The sequence below is a fragment of the Streptomyces sp. NPDC085931 genome, assembly GCF_044540565.1.
Taxonomy (GTDB): Bacteria; Actinomycetota; Actinomycetes; order Streptomycetales; family Streptomycetaceae; genus Streptomyces.
The window spans coordinates 411,442-437,202 of record NZ_JBITSK010000008.1; the positions used below are offsets into that span (position 1 = coordinate 411,442).

A 25,761-nucleotide genomic window follows, 5' to 3' on the forward strand; every position below is an offset into this window, starting at 1 on the left:
AGGACAGGTGTCGCTGTCGTCGTCATCCGGTCAACGTCCGGTCGGCGGTAAAGATTCCCGTTCCGAGTCCCGTTCCGGGTCATGCGTCGCCGTCGTAGCCGCCCTTGTTGTACCCACCAGCGCCCGGTTTGTCACATCTGCTAGCAGATGTAACCCACCGTTTCGGCATCTTTGACGCGCAGTAACGGTACGCCTGGCAGGCCAAACGCGTACACTACAGCCCTTTCGCTTCGAGTGCTAAATCCTGTCAGGAACCGGATTCCCCGCTTCTTCGATCGCACGCCGAACCGGCACCCGGGCGAGCAGGGCGAATCCCAGGACGAAGAAGATCACCAGCGAGATGATCGCGTCCCGGTAGCTCCCGGTGAGCTGGTAGGTGAGCCCGAACAGCAGCGGACCGAGCCAGCTCATGCCCCGGTCGCTCAGCTCGTACGCGGAGAAGTACTCGGCCTCCTTGCCCGGCGGGACCAGGTGGGAGAACAGGGACCGGGACAGTGCCTGGCTGCCGCCGAGGACCAGACCGATCCCGGCGGCCAGGACGAAGAACCACACCGGCGCCCCGGCGGGCAGGAAGAATCCGGCCGCGAGCGTGACCGTCCAGGCGATCAGCGAGCCGAGGATCGTGCGCTTGGCGCCGTAGGCCCGGGCCAGCCGGCCCATCGACAGGGCGCCCGCCACGGCCAGCACCTGCACCAGCAGGACGGCGCCGATCAGGGTGGACTGCCCGAGGCCCAGTTCCTTCGAGCCGTAGACCGAGGCCTGGGAGATCACCGTCTGGATGCCGTCGTTGTAGACGAGGTAGGCGAGCAGGAAGGCGAGGGTCAGCGGGTGGCGGCGCATGTCGCGGACGGTCGCCGCCAGCTGCCGGAAGCCCGGGAGGGCCGCCTCCCGGGCGGGGGACGCGCGGTCGCGCAGCCGGGTCAGCGGGATCAGCGCGAAGGCGCCCCACCACAGGCCCGCCGACGCCAGGCAGATGCGCACGGCCGCGCCCTCCGAGAGGCCGAAGCGGTCGTGACCGGTGTACAGGACCAGGTTGGCGACGAGGACGAGCGAGCCCGCCGCGTACCCGAAGGCCCAGCCCCGTGAGGACACCGCGTCCCGCTGTTCGGGCGGGGCGATCTGCGGCAGGTAGGAGTTGTAGAGCATCATCGCCACGGACTGCGCGGCGTTGGCGACGACCAGCAGGGCGCCGCCGAGCAGGTAGCGGTCGCCGTCCAGGAAGAACATGGCCGTCGTCGCCCCGGCGCCCGTGTACGCGGCGGCCGCCAGGAGCGGCTTCCTGCGGCCGGTGCGGTCCGCTGCGGCGCCCACCAGGGGCATCACCAGCACGGCCACGATCACCGACAGGGACACCGAGTACGCGAAGAAGGATCCGGCGCGCACGGGGATGCCCAGCGGGTGGACGTATCCGTCGCCGTCCGCGGCCGACTCGGCGACCGACGTCAGATAGGGGCCGAGGAACACGGTGAGCACGCTCGTCGAGTAGACGGAGCAGGCCCAGTCGTAGAAGTACCAGCCGCGCTGCTCGCGTCTGAGATCCGCCCCGCCGGCGGGCGGTGTCCGCAGGGTGTCGGTGCCCACCCGTGCCCTCGCTTCCCCGTGAACGCGCGAAGGCGCCGGGCCCGGGCTCTCAGACCCAGACGCCGCGGTCCTCCATGACCTTGCGCAACGTGTCGATGTGATCGGTCATGATGCCATCCACACCGAGGTCGAGAAGCCGGTGCATGCCGCCGGGGTCGTTGACCGTCCAGACGTGCACCTGGAGCCCGCGCGCGTGGGCGGCGCGGACGAAGCGGGGGTCGACGACCTGGATGCCGGACTGGACCTCCGGTACCTGCGCGGCGACCGCCGAGCGGCGCACCGCCGCCGGCAGCCCCCAGGAGCGCAGCCGCAGCCCGAGCACGCCCCGGGTCCCGTACGAGGTGGCCAGCCGCGGGCCGGCCAGGCGCTGGGCGCGCACCACCCGGGCCTCGGAGAACGAGCCGAGGCAGATCCGGTCCCAGGAGCCGGTCCGGCCGACCAGGTCGAGGAAGGGGAGCAGGGCGGCCTCCGCCTTGACGTCCACGTTCCAGCGCACGTCCGGGAAGGTCTCCAGGAGTTCCTCGAAGAGCGGTACGGGTTCCCGTCCCGCGACGCGCGCCCGGCGCACCTCGGACCACGGCAGGTCGGCGATGCGGCCCGTGCCGTCGGTCACCCGGTCCAGGGTCGTGTCGTGGAAGGCGACCAGATGGCCGTCCCGGGTGGTGTGCACATCGGTCTCGATGTACCGGTACCCGGCCTCGACGGCGGCGCGGAACTGCCGCACGGTGTTCTCCAGGCCGTCCGCCGCCCCGCCCCGGTGGGCGAAGGGGATCGGGCCGGGATGATCGAGGTAGGGATGGCGTATCCGCGGGGTCACGGACGCAGTATCGCTCCTTCGGGTTGACCGGCGGCAACGACCGTGCCGCCGGCGGGTGCCGCCGGGACGGCGAACATCCGCAGGAACAGCTGGGCGAGCGGGCCGATGGCCAGCGCGTACAGCAGGGTGCCCACGCCGACGGTGCCGCCCAGGGCGAAGCCGGTCGCCACGACCGTGAGCTCGATCCCCGTCCGCACCAGGCGGATCGACACACCCGTGAGCTGGTGCAGGCCGGTCATCAGGCCGTCGCGCGGGCCCGGGCCGAAGCGCGCGGCGATGTAGAGGCCGGTCGCCGCGCCGTTCAGCACGATCCCGGCCGTCATCTCGCTCACGCGCAGCGCCCAGCCGTGCGCGTCCGGGACCAGGGCGAGGGTCGCGTCCATGGCCATGCCGATGACCAGCACGTTGGAGATGGTGCCGAGGCCCGGCCGCTGGCGCAGCGGGATCCACGCGAGCAGTACGGCGGCGCCCACGATCGTCAGCACCACACCGATCGACAGTCCCGTCCGCTCGGCCAGGCCCTGGTGGAGCACGTTCCACGGCTCCAGCCCCAGCCCGGACCGGACCAGCAGGGCCGAACTGGCGCCGTACAGCGCGAGACCGGCGTACAGCTGGACGAGCCGCCGGGCGAGATGTCCCCGCGTGGCCATGATGTGCCCCCGTGTGGTGGTAGTGGACTGCCGCATGACACCCTGTGGCGTGGATGGAGCGGCCATCCAGGGCCAATCCGGGGAAGGTGGACTGATTCCGATGGCGCAGTGGACCTCGGCCGTGGGGGCGGCACAGCTCGCCCGGCTGCTCAAGTCCCAGCAGGACCGCCCGGCCGGGCCCGGTACGCGCCGCCCGCCGGCCTATCGCGCGCTCGCCGACGGCATCCGCCTGCTGGTGCTGGAGGGGCGCGTCCCGGTGGCCGCCCGGCTGCCCGCCGAGCGGGAACTCGCCCTCTCCCTCTCCGTCAGCCGTACGACGGTCGCCGCCGCCTACGAGGCGCTGCGCAGCGAGGGCTTCCTGGAGTCACGGCGGGGCGCCGGCAGCTGGACCGCCGTCCCCGCCGGGAACCCGCTGCCCGCGCGCGGGCTGGAGCCCCTGCCCCCGGAGGCCCTCGGCTCGATGATCGACCTCGGCTGCGCCGCGCTGCCCGCCCCCGAGCCCTGGCTCACCCGGGCCGTGCAGGGCGCGCTGGAGGAGCTGCCGCCGTACGCGCACACGCACGGCGACTATCCCGCGGGGCTGCCCGCGCTGCGGGCGATGATCGCCGAGCGGTACACCGCGCGCGGCATCCCGACCATGCCCGAGCAGATCATGGTGACGACCGGGGCGATGGGCGCGATCGACGCGATCTGCCATCTCTTCGGCGGGCGGGGCGAGCGCATCGCCGTCGAGTCGCCCTCCTACGCCAACATCCTCCAGCTGATGCGGGAGGCCGGAGCACGCCTGGTGCCCGTCGCGATGGCCGAGGGACTCACCGGGTGGGACATGGACCGCTGGCGGCAGGTCCTGCGCGACGCCGCGCCCCGGATCGCCTACGTCGTCGCCGACTTCCACAACCCCACGGGCGCGCTCGCCGACGAGGACCAGCGGCGGCGGCTGGTGGACGCGGCACGGTCCGCGGGAACCGTGCTGATCGCCGACGAGACGATGAGCGAGCTGTGGCTCGATCCGGAGGTGGACATGCCGCGGCCGGTGTGCGCCTTCGACCCGGCCGGGTCGACCGTGATCACGGTGGGCTCGGCGAGCAAGGCCTTCTGGGCCGGCATGCGCATCGGGTGGGTGCGGGCGGCGCCGGACGTGATCCGCAGCCTGGTCGCCGCGCGGGCCTACGCCGATCTGGGCACGCCCGTGCTGGAGCAGCTGGCCGTGAACTGGCTGTTCGGCACGGGAGGCTGGGAACGGGCCGTGGAGGTGCGCCGGGACCAGGCCCGGTCCAACCGGGACGAGCTGGTGGCCGCCGTCCGCCGCGAGCTGCCCGGGTGGGAGTTCGAGGTGCCGCAGGGCGGGCTGACCCTGTGGGTGCGGACCGGTGGGCTGTCCGGGTCGCGGCTGGCGGAGGCGGGGGAGCGGGTGGGCGTGCGGGTGCCGTCCGGACCGCGGTTCGGGGTCGACGGGGCGTTCGAGGGGTATGTGCGGCTGCCGTTCACCGTGGGCGGGGCGGTGGCCGAGGAGGCGGCGGTGCGGCTGGCCGCGGCGGCGGGACTGGTGGAGTCGGGCGGGGTGGGAGGCACGGAGGCGCCGCGCACCTTCGTGGCCTAGGCCGTGTCCGTAAAGTCCCGTCGTCCGCCCGGAGGGCGGGCCCTGCGGCAACCGTTAACAACGCTCGTGATCAATACACCTAGGGCCCGCCCGGCCGTTCCCGTCGTCGCCCGGGGGGAGCGGACGGGAGTGGCCGGGCAGGCCCTGGCGGGGTCGGCCGTCACGTCCCTGCGCGTGCGGACGGAGGACGGTCAGCGCCGTTCGGCCTCCGTCGGCTTGGTCAGGACCGGGACCGGGTTCGGCAGCGGGTCCTTGGTGAGGACCGGCACCGGTCCGGGCTGCGGCTCCGGCGGCTCCGTGGTCGCCGTCGCGGGAGAGGGCTCCGCGGTCACCGCCGCGGGCACCGGCTCCGCGGTTGCCGTCACAGGTACCGGCTCCGCGGTCGCCGTCGCGGGAGTGGGCTCCGCCGTCGCCGTCGCCGGCACCGGTTCCGCCGGCAGGTGGTCCGGTTGCGGTGTCGGGTCCGTCGGCAGGGGCTCCGGCTCGCCGGGTGACCCGTCCGGCTCCGGGACCGTCTCCCCGTCCGCCGGTGTCGTGCGGGGCGGGAGGAGCGCGAGGACCGCCTCCCGGTGCGCCGCGGGGGTCGCGTCGTCGTAGGGGTTCGGCGTGGCCGGGACCTGGACGCGGTGGACCGGACCCGTGCCCAGGCGGGCGTACCCGCGGCCGGGCGGGATCTCCTCGATGGGCGTGCTGTGCGGGGGCGCGCCCAGCACCGACTGGAGCTGGTCGGTCGTGGCCGGGCCGAGGACCACCCGTGCGCGGGTGTGCCGGCGTACCGGCTCGCCGAGCGCCTCGAAGCAGTCCAGCTGGTCGGCCACCACCACCGTCACGTTCGCCGGGCGGCCGTGCCGCAGGGGCACCTGGAGGAGCGCCTGCGGGTCCTTGCGGTCCTCCGCCGCGGCCAGGTGGGTGAACGCGGTGGGCCGGTCGAGGAGGACCCACAGCGGCCGCTTGGTGTCGTCGGGCGGGGGATGGCCCGCCTGGTGGGCGCGGTTGGCGGCGATGAGGCGGCGCTCCGTCTCGGTCGCCACCCACTCCAGGCTGGCCGTCGCCCCGCTGAGACCGCACTCGACCGCCAGGACGCCGTCCCGGCCGGTCAGGCAGGCGTACTCGCCGGTGCCGCCGCCGTCGACGATCACCACGTCGCCGTGCTGGAGGGCCTGCAGTGCGAGCGAGCGCAGCAGCGTCGACACGCCGCTGCCCGGCTGGCCGAGGACGAGCAGATGCGGCTCGGTGGAGCGCAGCCCCGTGCGCCAGACGACCGGGGGTACGTCCCGCTGCTGCGCGCCCTGGCCGACGGGCAGCGTGCGCCGCACGTGGGTCGGGTCGGTGAAGCCCAGGACCGTCTCGCCGGGAGCGGTGACGAAACGCTGGGCGGTGATGTCGACGGGCAGGGGCAGCAGCACGCCGAGCGTCAACTGGTTGCCCTCCTCGTCCCACGTGAAGTGGTACTCGCGGCCACGGCCGGACTTGGCCGCGAGGAGGTGCTCGATCCGCGCTCTGGCCTCGGCCTCGCCGTCGGTGAAGTACGCCGGGTAGCGCACCACCAGGTGGGAGATCCGGCCGCCGCCGTCGAAGGCGTAGGTGGGGAAGGCCTTGTCCCACGCGCCGCCGTGCGCGTACAGCGGCTCGGGGTCCTCGGCGGTGGAGAAGTACGGCACGAGCGCCTCGAACAGCGACTTCAGGCGCTCGGTCTGCGACTCGTCGGGCCCGTCGGGAGCCGCCGGAGTGCGGTCCCGGCCCTGCCAGGCCGCGGCCGCCATCAGGGTGATGGCGGCCAGCAGCGGCCCGTACGGCACCAGAGCGACCACCAGGATCACGGAGGCCACCAGGAACAGCAGCGCCCCCCGTTTCTCCTTCGGGGTCTCGGTCCATCTGCGCCGGCCGGCCGCTGCCAGCCGGCGCAGACCCCGCATGATCGTGATCAGCGGGTGGAGGACGTCGGTGGCGCTGTCGGCGGCCGTCCGGGCCAGCTCCCGGCTCCGGGCGAGCTGGGCGCTGCCGTTGCTCAGAATGCGGGGGAGGGGGCGCCGGGCCACTGCTGCCTCCAGTCGGTGCGTACGGGCGGGGTGCGTACGGGGAGCGGGATCGTCAGAACTTGATGCCGCCGAGGAGGCTCGCCAGGCTCTCGCCGCCCGCCTTGATGCTCGGGGCGATGGCCGTGCTCGCCAGGTAGAAGCCGAACAGCATCGCCACCACCGCGTGCGAGGCCTTGAGGCCGTCCTTGCGGAAGAAGATGAAGACGACGATGCCGAGCAGGACCACGCCTGAGATGGACAGGATCATTTGAGTTCTCCTGGTTCGCGGGGACAGTCACCATGAGTACTTCCAGGCTCACAGGATGTATCCATACGATAAAAGGTGCAACTGGGTGAAATTCGGACGATTTCCCCCGCGTGGCGGAGTGGTCCGTGATCCGGTCGAGCTCGGCTGTTGCGCCCGGCCACGTCTGTGGTGATCTTTACCTCGGGCACATCGGGTCATGTGCCGCGCGAGCCAGTACCCTGGCGATTCACTCGTACGGCTGCACCCGGCGCAGGCGTACGCCCGGCGTGACGTGAGTGGAGAGGCGGTCCGGCAGATGACCGAAGTCCCCGACCCCGAGGTCGTGGAGCTGGCGACCAAGATCTTCGATCTGGCCCGGCGGGGACAGACCGAGGCGCTCGTCGCGTACGTCGACGCGGGCGTCCCGGCCGACCTCACCAACGACCGCGGCGACTCGCTCGTGATGCTCGCCGCCTACCACGGCCACGCCGACGCGGTACGCGCGCTGCTCGCCCGCGGCGCCGAGGCCGACCGGATCAACGACCGGGGCCAGACCCCCCTCGCGGGGGCCGTCTTCAAGGGCGAGACGGAAGTGATCAAGGCCCTCCTGGAGGGCGGCGCCGACCCGTCCGCCGGCACGCCCTCGGCCCGCGACACGGCCCGGATGTTCGGCCGGACGGAACTGCTCGAACTGTTCGGCGAGCAGTAGGACGACCGCTCCGACCTGGAACGACGCGAGAAACGGGGGAGGCGGAACGGGGCCGCCGAAATTTCGGTCGCGGCAGACGGAAGTGCCGAGTCATCATGACGACGTGGTTCACGGACGTGATGGTTGGGCAGGTGTTGCCGCACCGCGCGGGCCGTGACGCGGTCCGCAAGGGCCACCGACGAGAGGCAGAGGAAGATGGTCTACAGCAAGCAGGAAACGGCGGGCACTCCGACGTGTTGTCGCGCGGCCAGGTAGTACACGTCCCCGGTTGCGTCGACGCTTGATGTGAGGCTGTTTCCCATGTTCGATCCGGTCATAGCGCCCAGCGGTACGCTGCTCGGCCTGCTCCAGCGGGGCCGCGGCGACGGCACACTGCACGCGCTCACCGCCCCGCGCCCCGAGGCGCTCGCGGCGCTGAACCACTGCGTGCTGCGCGATCCCCGCCACGACTGGCAGGTGGAGAACCGCTCCCTCTACTACGCCCGCCTCTACCTCGACCTGAACGGCGAACTCGACGAGATCGAGGCGCACCTCTTCGACGCCGAGGACGTCCTCGACGCCGACGAGTCGCGCACCGGGCTGGCCCTCGCCGTCCTCGGGCACCTCGCCTCCTACGGCAGGCGCGACGCGCTCGAACTGCTGCGCAGATACGCCGCCCACGGCACCAACTGGGCCTGGGCCCTCGACGAGCTGGCCCTGCGGGACGACGACGCGGGCCTGCGCGCCCTCGCCGCCCCCGTCCTCGCGCGCTTCCCGGCCGACCCGGAGGGTGAGGCCGAGCTGGCCGCAGCCGTCCGGGACGCCTTCGAACCCCGGCCGTGGCGGCTGTGGGCGGAGGACCCCCGCGAATCCGTCGCCACACGCGTGCGTGCCGCCCACGAAGCCGGCTGTTTCGACCGCTGGCAGCGGCAGATGCGCCCGTCGGGGCCGCGCCCCGGATGGAGTGTGCAGGCCGTCTTCGAATGGGCCCAGCAGGGCCTCGACCGCGGCGCCGCACTGCACGTCCCGGCCGCCCGCTGTCTCACCGCGGTGGCGGGGCCCGAGGACCGGGCCGAGATCGTCCGCGCCGCGCGGGACGGCGGCGACGGTGCCCGGTGCACCGCCCTGCGCTACCTCGCCGACGGCAACGATCCCGACGCCCTCGACCTGATCGAGGGCGCCGTGACCACCGGCTCGACGGTCGTCGTGGACGCCGCCGTCGACGCCTTCGAACGGATGCGCTCCCTCGCCGCCGTCGACCGGGCGCGCGGCTGGGCACGGCGGCCCGACGCCCTCGGCGCCGCCGCCGGACGCGTCCTGGCCTGCCGCGGCGGCGCCCAGGACCGCGATCTGGTCCTCGCGGCCCTCAGGGAGGCCGTACGGGGCGAGGGCCCCGACGCGCCGACCCTGTGGACCCTCGTCGACGGCACCGGACGGCTCGGCATCGCCTGCGCCGCCCCCGTCCTGCGCCACGTCTACCGCGAAACCGCCTCCTCCCACCTGCGCGGCCGCACCGCCCGCGCCCTCGCCGCCACCGACCCCTCCTTCGCCACCGGCTTCGCCGTCGAATGCCTGTGGGACTGCGAGGAGACCACCCGTGAACTCGCCGCCCGGCACGCCGAGACCGGAGACGCCCGCGTCGTCGAGCGCCTGCGCCGGCTCGCCGCCGACCCCGCCGAGGAGGCCGAGGTCCAGACGGCCGTGCGCAGCCGCATCGGTCCCGGGGAGACCGCTGTGTGATCCCCCTCGCGCGGAAAAACCAAGGCGGAATCAGGCCGCGGAGGTGAACGGGGGGTGACCCGCGGGTCAGGCGGGCATGGACACGGTCCGACCTGGGCGGGACACCTCGGAACGCTCATGGGACGTTCCTCGTCCGGAAAGATCCACGTTGACGCGTCCACGTCCGGCACGGCGACAACACCGCTATGCGTGTCGTCATCGTGACCGAATCCTTTCCCCCCGACGTGAACGGCGTGGCCCACTGCGCGCTCCAGACCGCCCGGCACCTCGTCGAGCGCGGTCACGCCCCCGTCGTCGTCGCCCCGGCCCCCGCGCCGGGCAACAAGCCCGACGCGTCCGCGCCGTGCCCCGTCGTCCACGTCCCCTCCCTCCCGCTCCCCGGCTACCCCCAGGTCCGCGTCGCCCTCCCCAGCCGCCGCCTGGCCGCCACCCTCGCCGAGCACCGTGCCGACGTCGTCCACCTGGCCAGCCCCTTCGTGCTCGGGGTGCGGGGCATGGCCGCCGCCGCGCGCCTCGGCATCCCCGCCGTCGCCGTCTACCAGACCGACCTGGCCGGATACGCCCGCACCTACATGGGCGCCGGAGAGGCCGCCGCCTGGCGGCGCATCCGCTCCGTCCACGGCGCCGCCGACCTCACCCTCGCCCCGTCCAGCGCCGCCCTGAACGACCTCGTGTCCCACGGAGTGCCCCGGGTCGAGCTGTGGCCGCGCGGCGTGGACACCGAACGGTTCCGGCCCGACCGCCGTGACGAGGCCCTGCGCCGCGAACTCGCGCCCGACGGCGAGCTGATCGTCGGCTACGTCGGCCGGCTCGCCCCCGAGAAGCACGTCGAACTCCTCGCCGGCGTCTGCGGCCTGGACGGCGTCCGGGTCGTGGTCGTCGGTGACGGCCCGAGCCGGCCCGGCCTGGAGCAGGTGCTGCCCGGCGCGGTCTTCCTCGGCCGGCGCACCGGTGACGACCTGGCCCGGATCTTCGCCTCGTTCGACGTCTTCGCGCACACGGGCCCCTTCGAGACCTTCTGCCAGACCGTCCAGGAGGCCATGGCCAGCGGCCTGCCCGTCGTGGCGCCCGCCGCGGGCGGGCCGCTCGACCTGGTCGCCCACGGGCACACCGGGCTGCTGGTGCCCCCGCGCGAGCCGGCCGCCGTCCGGGACGCGGTACGGGCTCTCGCCGCCGACCCCGGGCTGCGGGCCGCCTTCGGGGCCGCCGGGCGGGCCACGGTCGAGGGCCGCACCTGGGTGGCCGTCGGAGACCGGCTGATCGGGCACTACACGGACGTGCTCGCCGGGCGCCGGACGGCGGTGGCGGCGTGAACGCGAACACCGCCGACCGCCGGTCGCTGCGGATCGTCCGGCTGGCCAACTTCGTCGCGCCCGCGTCCGGCGGGCTGCGCACCGCGCTGCGCGAACTCGGCAAGGGCTTCCGGGCCGCGGGCCACGAGCCCGTCCTCGTGATCCCCGGCGAACGGACCAGCGACCAGGAGACCGAGCAAGGGCGGGTGATCACCCTCCCCGGGCCGCTGCTGCCCGGCACCGGCGGCTACCGCGTGCTGGCCGACAAGCAGCGGGTGGCCCGGCTGCTGGAGGAGCTCGCGCCCGACCGTCTGGAAGTGTCCGACCGGACGACCCTCAGATGGACCGGCAAGTGGGCACGGCGGGCCCGGATCCCGGCCGTGATGGTCTCCCACGAGACCGCCGACGGCGTCCTGCGCACCTGGGGCCTGCCCGAGGGGGCCGCCCGGCGCGCCGCCGACGCCCTCAACGTCCGTACGGCCCACTCGTACGCGCGCGTGGTGTGCACCACCGAGTTCGCCGAGCGGGAGTTCGTGCGGATCGGGGTCCGCAATGTCGTCCGGGCCCCGCTCGGCGTCGACCTGGTGCAGCGCCACCCGGCCCTGCGCGACCCGGGGCTGCGGGCGCGGCACGCGCGCGAGGACGAGACGTTGCTGGTGATGTGCTCGCGCCTGTCCGTGGAGAAGCGGCCCGGCACGGCGCTGGACGCCCTGGGGGCGCTGCGGCGGCGCGGGCGCCGGGCGGTGCTGGTGGTGGCCGGGGACGGCCCGCTGCGGCCCCGGCTCGAACAGCGGGCGCGCGAGAGCGGCCTGCCGGTCACCTTCCTCGGGCACCTGGCCGACCGTGCCCTGCTCGGCGCGCTCCAGGCGTCCGCCGACGTGGCTCTGGCCCCCGGGCCCGCCGAGACCTTCGGACTCGCCGCGCTGGAGGCCATGGCCTGCGGCACGCCCGTGGTGGCGAGCGTGTCGTCGGCGCTGTCGGAGGTGATCGGTTCCGCCGGAGCCGTCGCCGCGGACCACGGGGAGGCCTTCGCGGACGCCGTGGACCTGCTGCTGGAACGTCCGGAGGCGGACCGCCGCGAGGCCGCACGCGCGCGTGCGGAGTGCTTCGGCTGGGACGCCGCGGTCGACGCGTTCCTCGCCGCCCATGACGCCGCCGTCCCCGTGCGGCCGTCCGCTCCCGTGCGGCCGTCCGCTCCCGTGCGGCCGTCGGTCCCGGTGCGGCCGTCCGTTCCCGAGCGGCCGTCCGTCCCCGGGGGCGTGGCGTGAGACCCGCGCCGGACGGGGAGGCGTCCCTGCTTCGGGAGGGGGAGGTGCGGTTCGTGGCCCTCGGGGACTCGCTGACCGAGGGCGTGGGAGACCCGGCGGGCGACGGGTGGCGCGGCTGGGCCGCCCTGCTCGCCGCCAGGCTGCGGACGGGAGGCGTCCGGTTCACCAACCTCGCGGTGAGCGGGGCGCAGACCGGGGACGTGCTGGAACGGCAGCTGCCCGCCGCGCTGGAGTTGCGGCCCGGCCTCGTGTCCGTCGTCGTCGGCGTCAACGACACCCTGCGCTGCACCTTCGACATCCGGGCCGTGGCGGCCCGGCTCGACCAGGTCTACGCGGCCTGCGCCGGGCAGGGCGCGGTCCTGCTCACGGCGTGCCTGCCCGACCCGGGCACGATGCTCGGGCTGCCGGGGGCGCTGGCGCGTCCGCTGGCCCGGCGGCAACGGGCCGTGAACGCGGTGGTGCACGCCCTGTCCGAGCGGTACGGGGCGCTCCACCTGCACGCCTGCGAGGGCGACTGGGTCACCGACCGGGCCATGTGGAGCGCGGACCGGCTGCATCCGGGGGAGCGGGGGCACCGGCAGCTGGCCCTGCGCTTCCACACGCTCCTCGCGGAGCACGGTCTCGCCGCCGGGCCCGCGCCCTCGCCGGAGCCGGGGTCCCCCGGCCCCACGAGGGCGGTGAGCTGGTGGTGGCTGGCCACGGCCGGCACCGGATGGGTGGCTCGGCGGTGCACCGACCTGCTGCCCCAGCTGCTGACCCTCGCCGCCGACGAACTCCGGCACCGCGCCCGGGGCACGAGTGCCCGGCTCGACCTGCGGGCGTCGGCGGCCGTGTCCGCGGCCCTGGCCGCCCTGTCGGCGGCGGAGCGGACGGAGGTGGCCTGACCGGGCGGCGGATCCGCGTCCCCAGGGGCGCGGGGAACCGCGCGGACACCCCCGCCGTCCCGCGGACGGCACACGACCGCAACCTGCTGCCGGGGTACGCCCGCCGGTCCGGCCGTGTCCGGCATCCTGAGGTGTCTCCCGGGGGGCGCAGCCGGTATGCGCTTGCCGGGCGGGGTGTGTCCGGTGCCCTGGCGCGTATGGCACGTCTGGCGCGTCTGGCGGGGGTGGGGCCGCCGTCTCCGATACCCCCGCGCGTCTGCCGGGGGCGGGGCCGCGCCCGGTAGTGCTCGCCGGTCCGGCCGTGTCCGGTACCCCGCAGCATCCAGGGCCGCCCTGCCGGCGCGGCCGACCTAGGTCGTGTCCGTAAAGTCCCGTCGTCCGCCCGCAGGGCAGGCGGAACTTTACGGACACGGCCTAGCGGCGGCGTACCGCCACGAACCGTACCGGCGTGCCCGGCGGCGCCTGGGCGGCGGCCGGGAGGTCGGCGGAGCGGACGACGGCGATCACCGGGTAGCCGCCGGTCGTCGGATGGTCGGCCAGGAACACCACCGGCCGCCCGTCCGGCGGGACCTGGACGGCGCCCAGCACCATGCCCTCGCTGGGCAGTTCACCCGGCCGACCGCGCTCCAGGGCCGGCCCGTCCATGCGCAGGCCGATGCGGTTGCTCGCGGGGGACACCCGGTAGGTGCGGGACACGAAGGCCTGTACGGCGCGCGGCGTGAACCAGTCGTCGCGCGGGCCGAGTGTCACCCTCAGGACGAGCTCGGCCGGTGGCCCCGGCTGCGGGGCGACGTCCACGCGCGCGTGGACGCCCGTGGGCCGGCCCAGCGGCAGCACCGTGCCGTCGGTGAGGGGGACCGGGCCGAGGCCGGACAGCAGGTCGGTCGAGCGGCTGCCGAGCACCGGCTCGACCGCGATGCCCCCCGAGACGCCCACGTAGGCGCGCACGCCGGCGAGGGCCGGGCCGATGTCCAGCAGCGCACCGCCCGGCACCCGCACCGGCGCGGCCCAGGCGACGGGCCGTCCGTCCACCGTGACCCGGCAGGGCGCGCCCGCCACCGCCACCGTCACGTCGGAACGCGGCCGGACGGCACAGCCGTCGAGGGTCGTCTCCAGCACGGCCGCTCCGGCCGGATTGCCGGTCAGCCGGTTGACGAGCTCCGCCGCCGGCCCGTCCAGCGCCCCGGAGCGGGGCACGCCGAGGTGCGCGTGCCCGGGGCGGCCCCGGTCCTGCACGGTGGTGAGGGCCCCGGCGCGCACCACGGCCAGCGCGCGGTCCGTCATGACCCCGCCTCGGGGACGAACCGCACGCGCGCGCCGGGCGACAGCAGCGCGGCCGGCACGCGCGCGTGGTCCCACAGGACCGCGTCGGTGGTGCCGATCAGCTGCCAGCCGCCCGGCGAGGAGCGCGGGTAGACGCCCGTGTACGGGCCCGCGAGCGCCACCGACCCGGCCGGGACCGCGGTGCGCGGGGTGGCGCGGCGGGGGACGTCGTAGCGGGGCGGCAGGCCGGTGAGGTAGCCGAAGCCGGGTGCGAAGCCGCAGAAGGCGACCCGGAACTCGGTGCCCGCGTGGACACGGGCCACTTCGCGCTCCGACATGCCCCAGTGCGCGGCCACGTCGGCCAGGTCCGGGCCGTCGTAGCGGACGGGGATCTCGACCACGTCGCCGGCCGGCGGGGGAGCGGGCGGGAGGTCGGCCGTGGTCAGTTCGGCGGCGATCCGGGCGGGGGCGTCGAGGCCGTCGAGGAGGACCGTGCGGGCCGCCGGGACGATCTCGCGCGCCGCCAGCGAGCCCTCGGCGCGGCGCCGCAGCAGCTCCGCGTGCAGGGCCTGGGCCTCGTCGCCCGAGGAGACCTCGACGAGCAGGGCGTCGTCACCGACGGACAGCACCTTCATGCGAAGGCCTCCACCCGGACTCCGGAGGACTCCAGCCGCTCCCGGACCCGGCGGGCCAGCTCCACCGCGCCGGGCGTGTCGCCGTGCAGGCACAGGGACCGCGCGCGTACCGGGATGCGGGCCCCGGACTCGGCCACGACCTCACCGGAGGAGGCCAGCCCCAGGGACCGCTCCACCACGGCGTCCGCGTCGGTGATCACCGCGCCCTGCCGGGAGCGGGGCACCAGGGTGCCCGCGTCGGTGTAGGCGCGGTCCGCGAACGCCTCCGTGACGACCGGCAGCCCGGCCTTCCCGGCCAGCTCCAGCAGGCGCGAGCCGGGCAGGCCCAGGACGGGCAGCGCGGGGTCCGCGAGGAGCACACCGTCCACGACCGCGGCGGCCTGCTCCTCGTCGCGCACGACCCGGTTGTAGAGCGCCCCGTGGGGTTTGACGTAGGCCACGCGGGAGCCGGCGGCCCGCGCGAACACCTCCAGGGCGCCGATCTGGTAGGCGACCTCGGCCGCCAGCTCGGCGGGCGGCACGTCCATCGCGCGCCGCCCGAACCCGGCCAGGTCCCGGTAGGACACCTGGGCGCCGATGCGCACCCCGCGCTCGGCCGCCAGCGCGCACACCCGGCGCATGGTGACCGCGTCCCCGGCGTGGAAGCCGCAGGCCACGTTGGCGCTGGTGACGACGGACAGCAGGCGTTCGTCGTCGGTGAGCTGCCAGCGGCCGAAGCCCTCGCCGAGGTCGGCGTTCAGGTCGATGCAGGCCATGATTCCAGTGTCTCCTGTCAGGCCACGCGGTACTGCTCGTCGCGGGCGTCGGTGAGGAACATCTGCCCGGGGGCGTGGGTGAGGGCGAACGGCGGGCGGGAGGCCATGACGGCCGCCTGCGGGGTCACCCCGCACGCCCAGAACACCGGGATGTCGTCCGGCTCGGCGTCCACCGGGTCGCCGAAGTCGGGGCGGCCGAGGTCGTCGATGCCGAGCCCGGCGGGATCGCCGCAGTGCACCGGGCTGCCGTGCACCGCGGGCAGCAGGCTGCTCTCCCGGATCGCCGCCGACAGGTGCCGGGGCGGCACCGGCCGCATCGACACCACCAGGGGTCCGTGCAGCCGCCCCGCCGGACGGCACTGCCGGCTCGTCACGTACATCGGGACGTTGCGGCCCTGCTCGACGTGGCGGATCGGCACGCCCGCCTCGCCCAGCGCCCACTCGAAGGTGAAGCTGCACCCGATGAGGAACGACACCAGGTCCTCGCGCCAGTACCCGCGCACGTCGGTCGGCTCGTCCACCAGCTCGCCGTCCCGCCACACCCGGTAGCGCGGAAGATCGGTGCGCAGGTCGGCGCCCTCGGCGAGCACGGTCGTCCAGGACCCGGCGTCCGTGACGTCCAGGACGGGGCACGGCTTGGGATTGCGCTGGCAGAACAGGAGCATGTCGTAGGCCCAGTCGGCGGGCACCGAGATCAGGTTCACCTGGGTGTGGCCGCCCGCGACCCCGGCCGTCGGGCCGGTGAGGCCGTCGCGGAAGCGGGCCCGGGCCGTTTCCGGGCTCCACGCGCGCGCGTGCTCGTCGACCAGGACCACGGGGCGGTCCCCGGCGCTCGTGCGGTTCACGTGAGCTCCTTCCCGCGCGTCTCGGGCAGTCCGAGCAGCGCCAGCGCCGCGATGCCGTAGCCGATCGCGCCGAAGACCAGCGCGCCGCCCACGCCCCAGCTGTCCGCCAGGAAACCGACCGTCGTCGGGAACACGGCACCCACCGCGCGCCCGGTGTTGTACGTGAAGCCCTGCCCCGTGCCGCGCACCGCCGTCGGGTACAGCTCGCTCAGGTACGAGCCGAAGCCGCTGAAAATCGCCGACATGCAGAACCCGAGCGGGAAACCGAGCACCAGCAGCAGGGTATTGGCGCCGCTCGGGATGTTCGCGTACGCCAGGATGCACAGCGCCGACAGCAGGGCGAAGAGCCAGATGTTGCGCCGCCGGCCCAGCTTGTCCGTGAGGTAGCCGCCGGTGAGGTAGCCGATGAAGGCGCCCGAGATGAGGAACGTGAGATAGCCGCCGGTGCCGACGACCGACAGGTCGCGCTCGGACTTCAAATACGTCGGCACCCAGGTGGCCAGCGTGTAGTAGCCGCCCTGGACGCCGGTCGACAGCAGTCCGGCGAAGAGCGTCACGCGCAGCAGGCCGGGCCGGAAGATGGCCTTGAACGAGCCCTTCTCCGCGCTCTGTTCGCGTGCCGCGGTCGCCCCGGGCGCGTCGTGCACGCTGCGCCGCAGCCAGATGACCAGCAGCGCGGGCAGCGCCCCGGTCCAGAACATGATGCGCCAGGCCAGGTCGTCGCCGGCCAGCGAGAAGATGACGGTGTAGGCGATCACGGCCATGCCCCAGCCCACCGCCCACGAGCTCTGGATCGCGCCGAGCGTACGGCCCCGGTGCCTGGCGCTCGCGTACTCGGCGACCAGGATCGCCCCGACCGCCCACTCGCCGCCGAAGCCCAGGCCCTGCAGGGCGCGGAAGACCAGCAGCGTCTCGTAGTTGGGCGCGAAGCCGCAGGCGACGGTGAAGACCGCGTACGTGATCACGGTGATCATCAGGGCCTTGACCCGGCCGATGCGGTCGGCGAGGACGCCCGCGAGGGCGCCGCCGACCGCGGACACCACCAGGGTGACCGTCGTGAAGAGGCCCGTCTGGCCGCTGTTCAGGCCGAAGTAGGCCGACAGCGCCACCATGCTCAGCGGCAGCGTGAAGTAGTCGTAGGAGTCCAGGGCATAGCCGCCGAAGGCGCCGGCGAAGGCGCGGCGGCCGCGCGGGCCCAGGGCCCGCAACCAGCCGAACGCCCCGTCGTCCGGGGTGCGTTCGGCCGCCGCGGGAGGTGTCCCGTCGGTCAGGGCCTGCGGTGGAGGAGTCGTGCTCATGGGCACCTCGCAGAGGGAGGACGGAGGGTGCTTTCGGGTGAGCGGGCCGTGCGGGAGCGGTCGGGGCCGCGGTGAGGGAGCGGCGCCCTGCCCAGCACCGTAGAGGATTGTTCAACGATCCCTCAATACCCATGTTGGTTCGTTCTTGGGATCTGCGGTTGAATCCCGGCATGGCAGAGCAGCTGAAGGACCTCGCCGACGACCGGGCCCTGCTCGGGCGCACCAGCACCGCGGAACGGGTCGCGGACATCCTCAGGAGCCGCATCGCCGAGGGCTACTTCCCGCCCGGGACCCGGCTGTCGGAGGACAGCATCGGCGGCGCGCTCGGGGTCTCGCGCAACACGCTGCGCGAGGCGTTCCGGCTGCTCACCCACGAACGCCTGCTCGTCCACGAGCTGAACCGGGGCGTCTTCGTCCGGGTGCTGACCGTGGAGGACGTCGAGGACATCTACCGCACCCGGCGCCTGGTCGAGTGCGCCGTCGTCCGGGGCCTGGGAGAGCCGCCGTACCGTCTCGACGGGCCGGCCGCCGCCGTGGAGGAAGGGCGGCGCGCGGCCCGCGACGGCGACTGGAAGGGAGTGGGTACCGCGAACATCCACTTCCACCGGGAACTGGTCGCACTGGCCGGAAGCGAACGCACGGCCGAGCTGATGCGCAGCGTCTTCGCCGAACTGCGCCTGGCCTTCCACGTGGTGGACGAACCACAGCGGCTGCACGAGCCGTACATCGCGCGCAACGTCGCGATTCTCCAGGCCCTTCAGGCCGGGGACCGGGAACAGGCCGAGAAGCTGCTCGCCGGCTACCTCGACGACTCGCTGGAGCGGGTCGTCGAGGTGTACCGCCGCCGCGTCGGAGAGGACGGCTGAGCACCCGGCGGCGCGGGGGCCAACGCGCCGTTTGGGCCGATGTCGGACCCAGGACCTAGTCTGTGCACCGTGACTTCGCCTGCATCGACGGACAGCGTTCCGCCCCAGCTCAGCGCGGGGCCGCGCCCCGCGCCGGGGCCGGCCGCCGACGAGGGCCTGGCGCGGCGCCTGCGCGCGCTCGCCTGCACCGCGCCGCTGCACGACCTCGACGCGCGCAAGGCCAACCTCGCCGGCGAGTACTCGGTGTACGGCATGGCGGAGATCGCCCTCGCGGCCATCGACCTGGTCACCCTGAACATGGACTTCGACACGGGCGCGGACCACGACCAGATCGTCGCCCGCCTCGTCCCCCGCATCGCCGCCCAGGCCCCGCAGCGCCCCGCCGCCGAGCACGAGCGCGTGGCCCGCTGGGTCCTGGAGAACCTGATCAACGTCGGCAGCGTCGACCGCGGCTTCCGCGCCGTCTACGGCACGTTCGGCCCGGACGGCACGTACGTGCGCCGCGACTACGACTTCAAGCTGATCGAGGAGGTCCCCGGCCCCGGCGGCACGGTGTACCTCCGCACGACGGACGAGGCGGTCAACGTCCTCGTCGGCGCCCTCGACACGGACGTCACCAGCGCGCAGATCGCCGCCGAGGTCAAACTGGAGGTCCTGATCAGCCGCGGCCGGCTCGCCGACGCCCAGCTCGCCGCCGAACAGGCCCGCTACCGGACCGTGCAGTACTCGGAAACGCTGCGCAGGGCCCTGGACGCGACCCGGCGCAACGTCCGCGCGGTCGACTGGCTCCGTGCGGTCCCTGACATGATCGCCGAGGCCCTGGAGCACGTCGCCGACCGCTACCGGCACGAGAACGCGATCCTCACCAACATCCGCAAGGCACGCGACGAGTCCGAGGACCCCGAGCACAAGCGCCGCGCCGCCGAGCTGGTCGACATCGTGAAGGACTGCATCCGGCGCCACACGCAGCTGCAGTCCCGGCTGCTGGAGGCCGGGCCGCTGTTCCGCGCCGAACAGGACCGGCAGGCCTTCGCGACGCCGATGACCACGGCGGGCACAGACGTGTACGGGCATCTCCTCGCGCCCGTGCTGCCGCTGCCCCTGGAGCAGGCCGTGCGCGTCACGGACGCCTTCTTCGGGCACGGCACGGGCCTGCGCACCCCCGTCTCCGTCCGGGTCGGCGACCTGGTCGACATACTGCTGACACCGCCCGTGGAGCGGGAGCACCTCGGCGCCGAGATGCCCGAGCCGGACCTCATCGCCACGCCCGACGACAGCCGGTTCAGCGAGGAGCAGCTGGCCGCGGCGCAGGAACTGCTGGACCTGCCGGCGGACGCGCCGCGCCGGTTGTCCGGACTGCTGGCCGAGGCCCGCCGGAAGGACCCCGACCTGCCGTACCTGGTGGCACTGCTGGCGGTGCACGCCGCGAGCCCGCCGGTCGGCACGGCCTACCGGCAGGGGGAGCAGAAGCTGCTGTTCGCCGTGGACGACGGGACGGAGCTGGACGACCCGGAGTTCGGCGGTGCGGACCTGATCGTCGGGACCGCGCTGCTGGACGCGGCGGGGATGGCGGCGGACCGGACGGAGGCCGCGTGATGCTTGCCCCGGTGGCCGGCCGCGGCGCCGTCGTGGCCGGCCGCGCAGTTCCCCGCGCCCCTGAGGGCGTGGCCCGCACTGTCGTCCACAAGATCAAGGAGTTCACGTCGTGAGCGAGCACGTCGAGTGGAGTGAGCCGGAGGGGACGGTCCCCGCGGCCACCGCCGCCGTCACCCCCGCCGACGCCGCCGACGCGGCCCGGCTCGTCTCCTTCGGGCTGCAGCCCAAGCTGCAGCCCGCCCGCGACCAGGAGTACGCGGACCTGCTGCGGCGCTACCGCGAGGACCCGCCGTTCGCGCGGCTCGCCGACGCCGTGGCCACCGGTCTCGGCCTGATCGTGCTGGAGGTGTCCCCGCGCGCGGGCATGGCCGTGACCGCCGCCGAGGACTCGGTGTTCGCCGTCCGCATGGGCGACTACGCGCGTCGTACGTCCGCCGACGGCGGCGACCGCTTCCTGCACGGACTGGCCCATCTCGCCGTCGCCGCCATGGCGTTCCCCCGCCCCGAGGACCTCGCCGACGACGGCTACATCGGCCGCGTCACGGTCAACGGCGTCGACGCCTTCGTGCGCCAGGCCTGCCGCCGCCTGGAGGAGCGCGCCGCCGAGCAGGGCGAGAACACCGACCCGGCCACCGACGCGCCCGGCCTGGAGGCCGCCTGGCGCATCTGGGTGCGGCGCAGCGCCACCGGCGCCACCAAGGACGCCCGGCGGCTCGCCGGTTCCACCACCGGCATCGTCGCCAAGGCCGTCGCCTTCCTCACCGACTCCGGCTTCCTCCAGCGCACCGGCGACGACAACGGCGGCACGTACCGCACCACCGCCCGCTACCAGCTCCAGGTCCGCGACATGGCCGGCAGCGCCGCCCTGGCCGAGCTGCTGGACCTGGGCGTCGTCCCGGTCACCGACGGCACGCCCACGCTCCTGCCCCCCGAGGAGAGCGACGCCCTGGACCTGGTCGCCGACGCCGGTCTGCCGTTCCACTCCGCCTGAACTCCCCCCATCTGACGAAGACTTCGAGAGTCCGCCATGTACGAGCTGTCCCGCGTCCGCCTCTACTCCATCGGGCCCGCCGGTGCGCGCTACGCCGACACCGTGCTCGACCTGCGGGGCGTGGGCGACCTCGTGCCCGACCCCGCGCCCACGCAGGCGGAGTTCTTCGAGGACGAGCCCGTCGGCCCGCCCCGCCGCCCCGCACCCGCGGGCGTGCTGTTCCTGGAGAACGGCGGCGGCAAGTCGGTGCTGCTCAAGCTGATCTTCTCGGTGATGCTGCCGGGCCACCGCAACACCCTCGGCGGCGCCAGCTCCGGCGTGCTGCGCAAGTTCCTCCTCGCCGACGACTGCGGGCACGTCGCGCTGGAGTGGCAGCACGTGCTGACCGGCGAGTGCGTCGTCGTCGGCAAGGTCAGCGAGTGGCGCGGACGGCAGGTCTCCAACGACCCGCGCAAGTTCGCCGAGGCCTGGTACTCCTTCCGCCCGGGGCCCGGGCTGAGCCTGGACAACCTCCCCGTCGCCGAGTCCACCGCCGTACGTCCCCCGGCCGAGGGCCAGTCCGGGGCCCGCGGGCGGCGCCGCACGATGAAGGGCTTCCGCGACGCCCTCACCGAGGCGGGCAGGACGTACCCGCACCTGGAGGTGCACTGGGAGGAGATCCACGACCGCTGGATCGAGCACCTCGGCGACCTCGGCCTCGACCCCGAACTCTTCCGCTACCAGCGCGAGATGAACGCCGACGAAGGCGAGGCCGCCGGTCTCTTCGCGGTCAAGAAGGACGCCGACTTCACCGACCTGCTGCTGCGCGCCGTCACCGACACCCGCGACACCGACGGGCTCGCCGACCTCGTCAGCGGCTTCGGCAACAAACTGGGCCGGCGCGCCGAGCTGATCGCCGAACGCGACTTCACCGCCGGCTCGGTCGACCTGCTCGGACGGATCGTCGAGGCCGCCGAGGCCCGCTCACGCGCGCGGGACATCCACGCGGCGGCCGAGCGCCGCACCCGCACCCTGGCCCGCAGACTCTCCGCGCGCGGTGTGCGGGAGCGGGCCCGCGCCGCCGACCTCGCCCAGCGGGTCACCGCCGCGGCGTACGCCGTCACGCACGCCGAGGCGGCCCGCGAGCGCAGCGCGCTGATCTCCGCCGAACTCGCCTACCGGCACGCCTCCCTGGCGCTCGCGGCCGCGGAGAAGTCCGCCGCCGCGCAGAAGCGCGAACTCGCCGACGCCCGCACCCTGTACGCGGCCTGGCAGGCCGCCGAGGCCGTGCTGCGCCACCGCGCCGCCGCCGACCGCGTCGCGCGCGTGTCCGCCGCGATCCAGGAGGCCGAGCGCGACGCCGCCCCGGCCCTGGCCGCCCGCGCCAAGGCCGCCGTCGACCTCGTCCGGGCCCTGCACGCGGCCGCCGAGAAGGCCGAGCACCACGCCAACGAGGAGGAGGAGCGCTCCGCCGCCCTCCAGGAGGTCAGCGACGCCGCCTACCGGGACTCCACCGCCGCCGCCACCCAGGCGCAGCGGGCCCGCAGCGAGATCGGGCACCTCAAGCAGCGCCTGGCCGAGGTCGAGCAGGAGACCGCCGAGGCCGTCCGGGCCGGCTGGCTCGACGACAGCGCGCCGGACGCCGACCCGGCCCGCGCGGCCCTCGCCGCCAGCGACGCCGAGAAGACCGCCGTCGCGGCCTGGGACTCTGCCCGCGAGGCCTCCCGCCGCGCCACGGAGCACGCGCGCGAGGCCGCCGCCACCGAGACCCGGGCCGAACTGACCGCGGCCCGCGCGGCCGACGCGGCCACGGCCGCGGAGCGGGCCTACGAGGCCGAACGCCGCACGGCCGAGGCCCTGGCGGGCGAGGAGCGCCTGGTGGAGCTGCTCGGCCTGACCCCGGCGACCCGCCCCGGCATCCCCCAGCCCCGCCACGGCACGGACGGCGAGCAGCCCGCCCCGACCGCCCCCGCGGAGCCGGGGCTCACCCCCGAGGAGCTCGACCGCAGCGCCGACGACCTGCGCGCCCTCCTCGACGACGCCGTCTCCTCCGCCGAACGCCAGCTGTTCGACCTGCGGACGGCCGCCGCCGACGACGCCCGCATCCTCGGCGCGCTCGGCGACGGCGGGCTGCTGCCGCCCGGCCCGGACGTGCTGGCCACCGTCGAGTTCCTCGGCGAGCACGGCATCCCCGCCCTGCCCGGCTGGCGCTACCTCGCCCAGGCCGTCGACCCGGCCGACCACGCGCGCGTGCTGGCCGCCCGGCCCGAACTCGTCGACGGCGTGATCATCACCGACCCCGGCTCGCACGCCCGCGCCCGGGAGGCACTGGGCGACGCGGCGCTGCTGCCCCGCTCCGCCGTGGCCGTCGGCACCGCCGCCGCCCTGCTCGCCCCGACACCCGCCCCGGACACCGACGACGGCGAGGTGTTCCTCGTGCCGCCGAACCCGGCCATGCACGACGAACACGCCGCCGACGAGGAACGGCAGGCGCTGCGCGCCCGGGCCACCGAGCGGGACGAGGAGATCCGCACGCTCGCCGCGCGGCTCGGCAAGGACCGCGAGCTGGCCGCCCGGCTCGCCTCCTGGCGCACCGGCTGCCCCGCCGGCCGGCTCACCGAACTGGCCCGGGCGGCGCACGACGCGCGCGCGTTCGCCGAGGAGGCGGAGGCCGAGCTGGCCGAGGCGCGCACCGTCCGCGCCGAGGCCGACGAAGCCGCCGCCGAGGCCGCCCGCGTCCGGGACGAGCGGCAGGAGGCCGCCCAGAAGGCACGCCGCTCCGCCGACGCCCTCGCCGGGCTCGCCTTCCGGCTGCGCGAACGGGCCGGCTGGCAGGTCAAACTGCGCGAACTGGCCGACGAGGCGGCCGAGTCCGAGGCGGGCGCCCAGGCCTGCCTGGACCGCGCCCGGGCCGCCGACGAGGACCGGCGTGCCGCCCAGCGCGCCGCCGACGACGCCCGCCGCACCGCCCGCGCCCTGCGCGCCGAGCGCTCCGAGATCGCCGGCGCGCCCGACGACGTGCCCGAGGACGGCACCGGCACCCCCAAGGCGTCCCTGCCCGCGCTGCGCGAGGCCTACCGGGCCGCGTCGCAGGTGTACGAGAAGGTCGGGGTGGGCGCCGACCTGCGCGCCGAGCAGGCCCGCGCGGAGAGCGACGAGAGCGCGGCCCGCGCGGAGCTGGACCGGCTGAGCAACAAGGTCCGCACGCGCGCGGAACAGCTCCTCGAATCCCCCGACGGCTCCGACGGCCCCAGCCGCCAGGCCGCCGCCGCCCGGGCCGAGGAGCTGGTGCAGCTCCTGGAGACCCGCATGTCGAGCGCGAGCGAGCAGCTCGGCCGGCTGCGCGGCGAGGCCGAACGGCTCGCGCCCGAGGACGGCGAGGCCCACACCGACCTGCCCGAGGAGCTCCGGCCGCGCGACGCCGAGCACGCCCAGACCCTGCTGCGCACCGCCACAGCCGAACTGGCCTCCCACACCGAGGCGCTGAACCAGGCCCGCGAGGCGCACGCCGAACTCCTCGACGCCCACCGCGCCGCCGAGGACGCGGCGAGCGGCTTCGACGAGATCGCCGCGATGCTCCGCGACCTGCTGCGCGAACACGGCACCGAGGAGGAACAGGAGGAGACCGAGCCCTACCCCGGCAGCCCGGAGGAGGCCCGGCAGTCCGCCGCCGAGGCCCGCCGCTCGCTGCGCGGCTGCGCCGCCGACCTGTCGGCCGCCGAGGCCGCGGTCCGCGAGGCCAGTGACATCCTCGTCCGGCACGCCAACTCCACCCGCTACGAGCAGGTCCGCACCCCGGCCCGGCAGCAGATCCGCGAACTGCCCGCCTCCGCGCTGCCCGAGCACGCCCAGAAGTGGGCCGACGCCTTCGCGCCCCGGCTGAGGGTCCTCACCGACGAGCTGGCGCAACTGGAGCGCAACCGCGACTCGATCGTGGACCGGCTGCGCGGCCTCGTCGAATCGGCCCTGGCCACCCTGCGCTCCGCCCAGCGGCTCTCCCGGCTGCCCGAGGGCCTCGGCGAGTGGTCGGGGCAGGAGTTCCTGCGCATCCGCTTCGAGGAGCCCGACCAGGCCACGCTCACCGAGCGGCTCGGCGAGGTCATCGACGAGGCCACCCGCGCCGCCGTGAAGAAGAACTCCGACCTGCGGCGCGACGGCATGTCCCTGCTGCTCCGGGGCGTCGCGGCGGCGCTGCAGCCCAAGGGCGTCGCCGTCGAGATCCTCAAGCCGGACGCGGTGCTGCGCGCCGAGCGCGTGCCGGTCGGGCAGATGGGCGACGTCTTCTCGGGCGGCCAGCTGCTCACCGCCGCCATCGCCCTGTACTGCACGATGGCCGCGCTCCGCTCGAACGACCGGGGCCGCGACAAGCACCGGCACGCGGGCACGCTGTTCCTGGACAACCCCATCGGCCGCGCCAACGCCACCTACCTGCTGGAGCTCCAGCGGGCGGTGTCGGACGCCCTCGGCGTGCAACTGCTCTACACCACGGGGTTGTTCGACACGACGGCGCTGGCGGAGTTCCCCCTGGTCATCCGCATGCGCAACGACGCCGACCTCAGGGCGGGCCTGAAGTACATCAGCGTCGAGGAACACCTGCGCCCGGGACTGCCGCAGCAGCCCCGGGCGGGGGAGGCGGTCCACAGCGAGATCACGGCGACCAGGATGTACAGGCGCCCGGTCTCCTAGGCCGTGCCCGGCCCGGACCCGGGCGTGCTGCCGTCCGATCGGCGCGCGTGCCGTCCCGGCGG

20 protein-coding genes are annotated in these 25,761 nt (G+C 74.9%); 10 read left to right on the forward strand and 10 right to left on the reverse strand.

Annotated features, from left to right (window positions below):
• Positions 1-237 precede the first annotated feature (237 nt).
• The 3 genes from ACIGAN_RS20010 to ACIGAN_RS20020 are packed head-to-tail and all read right to left on the reverse strand — an operon-like array spanning position 238 to position 3,084.
• Positions 238-1,581 carry an MFS transporter gene (locus ACIGAN_RS20010; RefSeq protein WP_399859108.1) on the reverse strand — a complete coding sequence of 448 codons (1,344 nt, stop codon included), beginning with the start codon at positions 1,579-1,581 and terminating at the stop codon, positions 238-240.
• Between the two features lie 49 nt (positions 1,582-1,630).
• Positions 1,631-2,398 carry a glycerophosphodiester phosphodiesterase gene (locus tag ACIGAN_RS20015; RefSeq protein WP_399859111.1) on the reverse strand — a complete coding sequence of 256 codons (768 nt, stop codon included), beginning with the start codon at positions 2,396-2,398 and terminating at the stop codon, positions 1,631-1,633.
• On the reverse strand, positions 2,395-3,084 hold the full coding sequence (locus ACIGAN_RS20020; protein WP_399859114.1) for a membrane protein YczE: 690 nt from the start codon (positions 3,082-3,084) through the stop codon (positions 2,395-2,397). The genes ACIGAN_RS20015 and ACIGAN_RS20020 overlap by 4 nt, the downstream gene beginning before the upstream one ends.
• A 64-nt stretch (positions 3,085-3,148) precedes the next feature.
• Here ACIGAN_RS20020 and ACIGAN_RS20025 point away from each other — a divergent pair, with 64 nt between their 5' ends.
• Positions 3,149-4,648, forward strand: coding sequence for an SCO1417 family MocR-like transcription factor (locus ACIGAN_RS20025; protein ID WP_365096919.1), 1,500 nt, complete (start codon positions 3,149-3,151; stop codon positions 4,646-4,648).
• Between the two features lie 191 nt (positions 4,649-4,839).
• On the opposite strand, the gene ACIGAN_RS20030 is transcribed toward ACIGAN_RS20025, so the two are convergent.
• On the reverse strand, positions 4,840-6,687 hold the full coding sequence (locus ACIGAN_RS20030) for a hypothetical protein (RefSeq protein ID WP_399859116.1): 1,848 nt from the start codon (positions 6,685-6,687) through the stop codon (positions 4,840-4,842).
• A gap of 52 nt (positions 6,688-6,739) precedes the next feature.
• Positions 6,740-6,934 carry a hypothetical protein gene (locus ACIGAN_RS20035; protein ID WP_030843336.1) on the reverse strand — a complete coding sequence of 65 codons (195 nt, stop codon included), beginning with the start codon at positions 6,932-6,934 and terminating at the stop codon, positions 6,740-6,742.
• A gap of 295 nt (positions 6,935-7,229) precedes the next feature.
• Between ACIGAN_RS20035 and ACIGAN_RS20040 the strand changes: the two genes are divergently transcribed.
• The 5 genes from ACIGAN_RS20040 to ACIGAN_RS20060 all read left to right on the forward strand — a co-directional run bounded on the left by ACIGAN_RS20040 (position 7,230) and on the right by ACIGAN_RS20060 (position 12,785).
• Entirely contained in the window at positions 7,230-7,622 is a 393-nt protein-coding gene (locus tag ACIGAN_RS20040) for an ankyrin repeat domain-containing protein (protein WP_365740804.1), read from the forward strand.
• Positions 7,623-7,922: 300 nt separating this feature from the next.
• On the forward strand, positions 7,923-9,341 hold the full coding sequence (locus ACIGAN_RS20045) for a HEAT repeat domain-containing protein (protein ID WP_399859119.1): 1,419 nt from the start codon (positions 7,923-7,925) through the stop codon (positions 9,339-9,341).
• A gap of 185 nt (positions 9,342-9,526) precedes the next feature.
• Positions 9,527-10,654 (forward strand): glycosyltransferase family 4 protein, encoded by a 1,128-nt coding sequence (locus tag ACIGAN_RS20050; RefSeq protein WP_399859121.1) that lies wholly within the window; start codon positions 9,527-9,529, stop codon positions 10,652-10,654.
• On the forward strand, positions 10,651-11,901 hold the full coding sequence (locus ACIGAN_RS20055; RefSeq protein ID WP_399859124.1) for a glycosyltransferase: 1,251 nt from the start codon (positions 10,651-10,653) through the stop codon (positions 11,899-11,901). Before ACIGAN_RS20050 ends, ACIGAN_RS20055 begins: the two co-directional genes overlap by 4 nt.
• 53 nt (positions 11,902-11,954) lie before the next feature.
• Positions 11,955-12,785, forward strand: a complete 831-nt coding sequence (locus tag ACIGAN_RS20060; RefSeq protein ID WP_399859127.1) for an SGNH/GDSL hydrolase family protein — start codon at positions 11,955-11,957, stop codon at positions 12,783-12,785.
• 414 nt (positions 12,786-13,199) lie between these two features.
• Here ACIGAN_RS20060 and ACIGAN_RS20065 read toward each other — a convergent pair whose 3' ends face one another.
• From ACIGAN_RS20065 to ACIGAN_RS20085, 5 genes are read right to left on the reverse strand one after another with little or no spacing between them, the layout of a single operon-like run.
• Positions 13,200-14,069: a biotin-dependent carboxyltransferase family protein gene (locus tag ACIGAN_RS20065; RefSeq protein ID WP_399859129.1), complete on the reverse strand. Its 870-nt coding sequence runs from the start codon at positions 14,067-14,069 to the stop codon at positions 13,200-13,202.
• Positions 14,066-14,683 carry an allophanate hydrolase subunit 1 gene (locus tag ACIGAN_RS20070; protein ID WP_399859132.1) on the reverse strand — a complete coding sequence of 206 codons (618 nt, stop codon included), beginning with the start codon at positions 14,681-14,683 and terminating at the stop codon, positions 14,066-14,068. The genes ACIGAN_RS20065 and ACIGAN_RS20070 overlap by 4 nt, the downstream gene beginning before the upstream one ends.
• Entirely contained in the window at positions 14,680-15,438 is a 759-nt protein-coding gene (locus ACIGAN_RS20075) for a LamB/YcsF family protein (protein WP_399859134.1), read from the reverse strand. The genes ACIGAN_RS20070 and ACIGAN_RS20075 overlap by 4 nt, the downstream gene beginning before the upstream one ends.
• A gap of 17 nt (positions 15,439-15,455) precedes the next feature.
• Positions 15,456-16,283, reverse strand: coding sequence for a putative hydro-lyase (locus ACIGAN_RS20080; protein ID WP_365099495.1), 828 nt, complete (start codon positions 16,281-16,283; stop codon positions 15,456-15,458).
• Positions 16,280-17,581, reverse strand: a complete 1,302-nt coding sequence (locus ACIGAN_RS20085; protein ID WP_365740812.1) for an MFS transporter — start codon at positions 17,579-17,581, stop codon at positions 16,280-16,282. The genes ACIGAN_RS20080 and ACIGAN_RS20085 overlap by 4 nt, the downstream gene beginning before the upstream one ends.
• A 170-nt stretch (positions 17,582-17,751) precedes the next feature.
• On the opposite strand from ACIGAN_RS20085, the gene ACIGAN_RS20090 reads away from it, so the two are divergent.
• The 4 genes from ACIGAN_RS20090 to ACIGAN_RS20105 all read left to right on the forward strand — a co-directional run bounded on the left by ACIGAN_RS20090 (position 17,752) and on the right by ACIGAN_RS20105 (position 25,699).
• Positions 17,752-18,447 carry a GntR family transcriptional regulator gene (locus tag ACIGAN_RS20090; protein ID WP_399859137.1) on the forward strand — a complete coding sequence of 232 codons (696 nt, stop codon included), beginning with the start codon at positions 17,752-17,754 and terminating at the stop codon, positions 18,445-18,447.
• A 69-nt stretch (positions 18,448-18,516) separates the two neighbouring features.
• Complete coding sequence (locus ACIGAN_RS20095; RefSeq protein ID WP_365740814.1) at positions 18,517-20,043, forward strand: hypothetical protein; 1,527 nt, start codon at positions 18,517-18,519, stop codon at positions 20,041-20,043.
• 109 nt (positions 20,044-20,152) lie between these two features.
• Positions 20,153-21,034, forward strand: a complete 882-nt coding sequence (locus tag ACIGAN_RS20100; protein ID WP_365099487.1) for a hypothetical protein — start codon at positions 20,153-20,155, stop codon at positions 21,032-21,034.
• Between the two features lie 36 nt (positions 21,035-21,070).
• Complete coding sequence (locus tag ACIGAN_RS20105) at positions 21,071-25,699, forward strand: hypothetical protein (protein WP_399859140.1); 4,629 nt, start codon at positions 21,071-21,073, stop codon at positions 25,697-25,699.
• Positions 25,700-25,761 lie beyond the last annotated feature (62 nt).

Excerpts from the sequence above, each read along its gene's own strand:
- ACIGAN_RS20020 (WP_399859114.1), bottom strand. The coding sequence starts at position 3,084 with ATGCGGCAGTCCACTACCACCACACGGGGGCACATCATGGCCACGCGG.
- ACIGAN_RS20025 (WP_365096919.1), top strand. The coding sequence starts at position 3,149 with ATGGCGCAGTGGACCTCGGCCGTGGGGGCGGCACAGCTCGCCCGGCTG.
- ACIGAN_RS20035 (WP_030843336.1), bottom strand. The coding sequence starts at position 6,934 with ATGATCCTGTCCATCTCAGGCGTGGTCCTGCTCGGCATCGTCGTCTTC.
- ACIGAN_RS20040 (WP_365740804.1), top strand. The coding sequence starts at position 7,230 with ATGACCGAAGTCCCCGACCCCGAGGTCGTGGAGCTGGCGACCAAGATC.
- ACIGAN_RS20045 (WP_399859119.1), top strand. The coding sequence starts at position 7,923 with ATGTTCGATCCGGTCATAGCGCCCAGCGGTACGCTGCTCGGCCTGCTC.
- ACIGAN_RS20050 (WP_399859121.1), top strand. The coding sequence starts at position 9,527 with ATGCGTGTCGTCATCGTGACCGAATCCTTTCCCCCCGACGTGAACGGC.
- ACIGAN_RS20065 (WP_399859129.1), bottom strand. The coding sequence starts at position 14,069 with ATGACGGACCGCGCGCTGGCCGTGGTGCGCGCCGGGGCCCTCACCACC.
- ACIGAN_RS20070 (WP_399859132.1), bottom strand. The coding sequence starts at position 14,683 with ATGAAGGTGCTGTCCGTCGGTGACGACGCCCTGCTCGTCGAGGTCTCC.
- ACIGAN_RS20075 (WP_399859134.1), bottom strand. The coding sequence starts at position 15,438 with ATGGCCTGCATCGACCTGAACGCCGACCTCGGCGAGGGCTTCGGCCGC.
- ACIGAN_RS20085 (WP_365740812.1), bottom strand. The coding sequence starts at position 17,581 with ATGAGCACGACTCCTCCACCGCAGGCCCTGACCGACGGGACACCTCCC.
- ACIGAN_RS20090 (WP_399859137.1), top strand. The coding sequence starts at position 17,752 with ATGGCAGAGCAGCTGAAGGACCTCGCCGACGACCGGGCCCTGCTCGGG.
- ACIGAN_RS20105 (WP_399859140.1), top strand. The coding sequence starts at position 21,071 with ATGTACGAGCTGTCCCGCGTCCGCCTCTACTCCATCGGGCCCGCCGGT.